This is a genomic window from uncultured Oscillibacter sp. (assembly GCF_910587525.1).
GTDB lineage: Bacteria > Bacillota > Clostridia > Oscillospirales > Oscillospiraceae > Oscillibacter.
The window spans coordinates 1-6,002 of the sequence record NZ_CAJULS010000135.1 but is presented as its reverse complement, the minus strand read 5'-3'; the positions used below and the strand labels follow the sequence as shown (position 1 = coordinate 6,002).

The 6,002-nt window shown below is 56.1% G+C and carries 4 protein-coding genes and 1 pseudogene; 4 read left to right on the top strand and 1 reads right to left on the bottom strand.

Annotation, left to right across the window (positions count from 1 at the left end; all coding sequences use genetic code 11):
* From QZ326_RS10740 to QZ326_RS10730, 3 genes are all read left to right on the top strand, one after another.
* On the top strand, nucleotides 1–1,049 hold a 1,049-nt coding region (locus tag QZ326_RS10740; protein WP_295745025.1), incomplete at its 5' end, for a site-specific integrase.
* 636 nt (nucleotides 1,050–1,685) lie between these two features.
* Nucleotides 1,686–2,528, top strand: a complete 843-nt coding sequence (licT, locus tag QZ326_RS10735; RefSeq protein ID WP_295745023.1) for a BglG family transcription antiterminator LicT — start codon at nucleotides 1,686–1,688, stop codon at nucleotides 2,526–2,528.
* A 14-nt stretch (nucleotides 2,529–2,542) separates the two neighbouring features.
* Nucleotides 2,543–4,678, top strand: a complete 2,136-nt coding sequence (locus QZ326_RS10730; protein WP_295745021.1) for a PTS transporter subunit IIABC — start codon at nucleotides 2,543–2,545, stop codon at nucleotides 4,676–4,678.
* Nucleotides 4,679–4,769: 91 nt separating this feature from the next.
* Here the strand turns inward: QZ326_RS10730 and QZ326_RS10725 are convergent, their stop codons facing one another.
* Entirely contained in the window at nucleotides 4,770–5,738 is a 969-nt protein-coding gene (locus QZ326_RS10725; protein WP_295745020.1) for a DUF6076 domain-containing protein, read from the bottom strand.
* 164 nt (nucleotides 5,739–5,902) lie between these two features.
* On the opposite strand from QZ326_RS10725, the pseudogene QZ326_RS10720 reads away from it, so the two are divergent.
* Nucleotides 5,903–6,002: pseudogene (locus tag QZ326_RS10720) on the top strand (DNA-binding protein); the annotation flags it as partial.

Here is a 6,002-nt window from a genome sequence, read left to right as displayed (position 1 = left end):
ACGCTAAACTCAAGCAGGGCGGCAGACTCCTCCGCACAGAGTTATACGGGGAGGGGTTGTCCGACCAGACCGTTCGGGGCACCCACACCACCCTCCACGCCGCACTGGACAAAGCGGTTTCCGAAAAGCTCCTATTCCGCAATCCAGCTGATGGCTGTCGTCTCCCCTCCGCCAAGGCCAGGGAGATGCAGGTGCTGACCCCGGAAGAAATCCAGCGGTTGCTAATCCAAGCCAAGGAGGACAACTGCTTTGAGCTTCTCCTGTTGGAGCTCTCCACTGGACTGCGGCGGGGCGAGATATGCGCCCTCCAATGGGATGACCTCAACCTCCGCACTGGGGAACTCCGAGTACAGCGACAGGTTCATCGGATAAAGAGCAAGCTGGTGGCCTCTCCACCCAAAACCAAGGCTGGCAACCGCAGCGTGATCCTCCCTGTGCCTGTTCTGGGCGTCCTCAAGGCCTACAAAAAAACCGTGAACTCCCGGTGGATGTTTCCTTCCCCGGTCAGCGTGGACTCGCCCAGAGACCCAGCCGCAGTTCGCAAAAAATTACAGACTGTTCTGGAACGGGCAGAATGTAAGAAAATCAGATTTCATGACCTCAGACACACATTTTCTACCACTGCCCTGGAGCATGGGATGGATATCAAGACCCTGTCCACTATTATCGGCCATGTCTCCAGTAGCACCACACTGAACATCTACGCTCACGTTACCGATGAGATGCGCCGTACAGCGGCGGTAAAAATCGACCAGGGTATCGGCAAAACTGAGCTACAAGCAGAGAGTCAGTTAGCACCTCGGAAGCCTGTTCCCAGTACATTCCAGGCCCACAAAGGCCAGCGGCGTAAGGCGGGAACCGGATGCGTCACCCAAATCAATGAAAAACTCTGGGAAGGACGCCACTCTCCCATCTGGCTGGACGGCAAAAAGCGCCCCCGGAACATCTACGCTCACAGTGAGGAAGAGTGCGAAAAACTGCTGGCAGAGATGATCGTAGAAATGAAAGCGGAAATCGCCGCTGAAAGAGTGCGTCTGAAAGCAGGCTGACAAAAATCTACGGCTCACCGAGTGGGATATCCTCTCGGTGAGCCGTTTTTCTCTGTCTGTGGCTGGTTGTGTGGTCAAACCCAAATTCAGAAATTCAAATCAGCGAGAAAAGTGCTGAAATACAAGAAAAATCCAGCCTTTCCGAAAGAAAAAGCTGGACTTTATGGAGCTGCTACCCAGATTTGAACTGGGGACCTCATCCTTACCAACTGATTGCCGCCCCTGGGAGTACCGCTTTCCGGTGCTTTCGGGGCATTTTTGTTGCAGAGGGTCGTGGTCTTTGACACTTTTCCGTCCATTGATTCCGTCCGGTCATTTCGCCGTGTGGGTCACGGTGTGGGTCAGGAGCACCGTCCAAAAATTGGTACGCAATACACCGGGAGATCGAAAACCGTCCAAAACACTTGTCCAATTGCCCAAAAGCGCCGTGCGAAAATTATGAAATCAGCAGAATCTAATCTTGCACCGCAATCCTCTCTTGACTTCTTTTCGGGACAACGCTATCATATAAATAATTTCATGTTGGAATGTTACCGGTTCGCTGGGCTTGACCAACTCTGTCTGAGTGTATTTGTGCGTATTTTGCGCAGATGCCCAGATGGGGCTGGTTTGTTTTTTTGAGAGGAGGCAGAGGATTTGCGCATCAAAAAGGTCATCAACAACAATATTCTCTGCGTAGTGGACAATCAGGGAGGCGAAATGATCGTCACCGGAAAGGGCTTGGGCTTCAAGCGGAAGATTGGGGAACGGATAGACCCGGCTCTCTTTGAAAAGACCTATCACATGGAAGACAAGGCCGGACAGCGCAAGTTGCGGGAACTGGTAGAGCAGATACCCATGGAGCATCTGGAGCTGACGCAGCGCCTGATCGAGTACATCAAAAGCCAAATCACCGCGCCCTTGAACGAGTCCCTGCTCATCACCTTGGCCGACCACATCAGCTTTGCCATCAAGCGCAAGCAAGACGGGATCGAGTTTGCTAACCCCCTGGAGGGGGCCATCATCAGCTATTATCCCACGGAGTACCATCTGGGCCAGCACTGCCTTCGGGTCATCCGGGAGGAAACCAGGACGGACCTGAACTCCAGCGAGGCCGCCTTCATCGCCCTGCACATTGTCAACGCGGAGTTAAACACCTCCATGAGCGTCATGATGGACATCACCAAACTCATCGAGGGGGCGCTGGAAGTGGTGGAGTACTATTATCAGAAGAAATTTGACCGGGAATCCCTGGACTTCAACCGCTTTATCGTCCACCTGCGCTACTTTGCCCAGCGGCTGTTCCATGCCGCGCCCGGCCAGGCGGACGAGTATGACGCCGACTTCCAGGAGATGATTACCCGCAACTGCGCACAGCACTATAAATGCGCCCGGCACATTGCGGAATTCATTCGCAATACCTACCAGAAGGAGGTGTCCGATGCGGAGCTGATCTACCTGACCATCCACCTCAAGCGCATCAATCTGGGAAGCAAATAAAAGGAGGACATGTTATGAAGGACAAAATCTTTGGAGTACTTCAGCGAGTGGGCCGCTCGTTTATGCTGCCCATCGCCCTGCTGCCGGTGGCGGGCCTTTTGCTTGGCGTCGGCAGCTCGTTCACCAATCAGACCATGCTGGAGGCCTATGGCCTCACCGGCGTCATTTATCCAGGCAGCGTTCCCTACACCATCCTGGACATTATGAACCAGTGCGGCAGCGCCGTGTTCAACAACCTGGCCCTGCTTTTCGCCATGGGCGTAGCCATCGGCATGGCCAAGAAGGAAAAGGAGGTGGCGGCCCTCTCCGGCGCCATCGCCTACCTGGTCATGAACACCGCCATCTCCGCCATGATCACCGCCCGGGGCGGCGTGGAGGCCATGGCGGCCAACTCCACCACCTCCATGCTGGGTATCACCACCCTGCAGATGGGCGTCTTTGGCGGCATCATCGTGGGCCTGGGTGTGGCGGCGCTGCACAACCGTTTCTATAAGATTCAGCTCCCTCAGGTGCTCTCCTTCTTCGGCGGTACCCGCTTCGTGCCCATCGTCTCCACAGCCGTGTTCCTGGTGGTGGGCATCGCCATGTTCTATGTCTGGCCCATCGTCCAAATGGGTATCGCCGCCCTGGGTGACCTGGTCATCCGTTCCGGCTACGCGGGCACATGGATCTACGGCATTCTGGAGCGGGCCCTGATCCCCTTCGGTCTGCACCATGTTTTCTATATGCCCTTTTGGCAGACTGCTGTGGGCGGCACCGCCGTCATCGACGGCGTCACCATCCAAGGAGCGCAGAACATCTTCTTCGCGGAGCTGGCCTCCAAGTCCACGGAAGTCTTTTCCGTCTCCGCCACCCGGTTTATGGCGGGTAAGTTCCCCTTCATGATTATGGGCTTGCCCGGCGCGGCCCTGGCCATGTATAAGACCGCCAAGCCGGAAAAGCGCAAGGTAGCCGGGGGCCTTCTGATCTCCGCCGCTCTCACCGCCATGCTGACGGGCATCACGGAACCCCTGGAGTTCACGTTCCTGTTCGTGGCTCCTCTGATGTACGCCGTCCACTGCGTGTACGCGGGTCTCTCCTACATGCTGATGCACATCTTCAACGTGGGCGTGGGCATGACCTTCTCCGGCGGCATTATCGACCTGACCCTGTTCGGCGTCCTCCAGGGCAACGCCAAGACCAACTGGATCTGGGTCATCATTGTGGGCGCGGTGTATTTCGTAGTCTACTACTTTACCTTCTATTTCATGATTACCAAAATGGACCTGAAAACTCCCGGCCGGGAGGACGAGGGCGAGGAGACCAAGCTCTTCACCCGCTCCGACTTTAAAGCCAAGACCGGCGTGGGTCCCGACGGCTCCACTCCCGCCGGCGGCGTGTCCGACCCAGTTTCCGCTTTAATTCTCAAGGGCCTGGGCGGCAAGGCGAACCTCTCCGACGTGGATTGCTGCGCCACCCGACTCCGGGTGACGGTCATCGACGCGGGCAAGGTGGACGACGTCCTGCTCAAACAGTCCGGGGCCTCCGGCATTATTCACAAGGGCAACGGTGTGCAGGTAATCTACGGCCCCCAGGTGGCCGTCATCAAGTCCAACCTGGTGGACTTCATAGAAAGTCCCGAGGCGGACCGGCTGGACAGCCTGGTATCTCCCGCTCCCGCCGCCCCAGCGGCGGAGAAGCCCTCGGCGAAGAAACAGGACGCAGTGCTGGCGGCACACATGAGCGGCACGGTGATCCCCATGGCGGAGGTCCAGGACGAGGCGTTCTCCAACTGCATCCTGGGAGACGGCGTGGCCGTGGAGCCCGGCGAGGGCAAGCTGTACGCACCGGCGGACGCCGAGGTGGATAATCTTTTCGACACCCATCACGCCATCGGACTAGTGACGGAGGACGGCGTGGAGGTCCTGCTCCACATCGGCATCAACACTGTGGAACTGAAGGGGCAGCACTTTACCGCCCACGTTGCGGTGGGGCAGAAGGTGAAGAAGGGCGACCTGCTCATCTCCTTTGACATGGAGGCCATCAAGGCGGCGGGCTACCTGCTGACCACCCCCATGATCGTCTGCAATACCGAGGACTACCAAAGCGTGGCCCCCGTCGCCCAGGGTGAGATTCAGGCGGGAACAGATCTGCTTGAGGTGAAGGGGTAAAACGTGGAGGTCTGCTTCACTCAAAAATTGATGCGCTGTAAACAAAGAATAGCCCCCAAGGGAGAAGCGGTTCTCCCTTGGGGGCGTTCCGCTAAGACTCGCCTAACCACCGGCCAAATTCCTCCAGTGTGGTCTTCCCACTCTCGCACTCCGCCTTCTTCTCCCTGGCCTTTTCGCTCCAGGCGTAAAATTCCTCCTGCGTCAGCCGCCCGGACTTAATCCACGCGAAACGCTTCTTGTACTCCCGACGGTAAACCTTGAACACCTCATCTCCGCTCTTGCTCTTCTCCCACACCCGGAACGCGCCGATCTCCTTGCAGGTGCGCCCCTTCTCGTCAAAAGGCCGGTCGCAATACTCGATACCGCCGTGTCCCGTCACCGCAAACAGCCGCCCGCAGTTTTTGCACGCCCGCATCTTGATTTCCCGCTTCAGGCACTCCCGGAGATGGTAATCAATCAGGTCATATACCGTCTCCGGGCACAAAATTTCCGCGAAGGTCTCCCGGTACAGCAGCTCGTAGTTCATCCGCTGCGGCTGAAAACGAAACAGTTCCCTCCCCGCCTGCTCCGCCGCAAGGTAGCACGCAGTCATTTTTTCGTCTACAGAGCACTCGCCGGTATCCGTGACCCAAATTTGAGTGAGCAGCTCCAGCGCCTGCTGTTGAAGCGTCAGGAGCTTATCCGGCATCTCGTCCAGGTACTCCGCCTGCAAAAAGTTCTGCGGGAACTCGTAGCCCATGTACCACGCCCGGTCCAGGCGAAGTTTCCAGTCCAGACGAAGCAATTCAAAGTAGACGTGAGCGTCCGCCAAATCGCAAAAAAGTTTGTAGGTCCTCTCTGATTCCTCCCGGCTCTTTTCCGTGATAACCCTGCGCACTCCGTCGGCCAAGCCTTGAAAGACCGGCCTCATCTGTTCGATGTCCAAGTACAGAAAAGAAAGCAAGCTCTCTGGAAATACCGTAGCCCTCGTAGACATCTGCTGGTCGTTCAGTTCCTCCTCTATAAACGCATAGAGCTCCCTGCCATTTGTGATGCAGGTCTTGAATTGAAAAGAAAGCATAGAGGCCTCCATTTTAGACTTAATTAAATTATTTTTCAAATAGGACTTGACATGTGCTCAAGGCTGTGTTACACTGCCAGCAAGAAAGACCTATCGTCTGTATTTTTTTATTCAGTCTACATTATGACAATCGAAAAGTCAAGCATTGTTTGGAGGAAGTGAAAATGAAGGAATCCGTCTACAAGACCTACGAGGAACTGCCACTGTTCCTCAACGCAAGGATAGTGGCGCAGGTGTTGGGTATCGCTCCATCCAGCGCCTACG

Coding starts and splice junctions, on each gene's coding strand:
- QZ326_RS10730 (WP_295745021.1), top strand. CDS start 2,543: ATGAAGGACAAAATCTTTGGAGTACTTCAGCGAGTGGGCCGCTCGTTT.
- QZ326_RS10725 (WP_295745020.1), bottom strand. CDS start 5,738: ATGCTTTCTTTTCAATTCAAGACCTGCATCACAAATGGCAGGGAGCTC.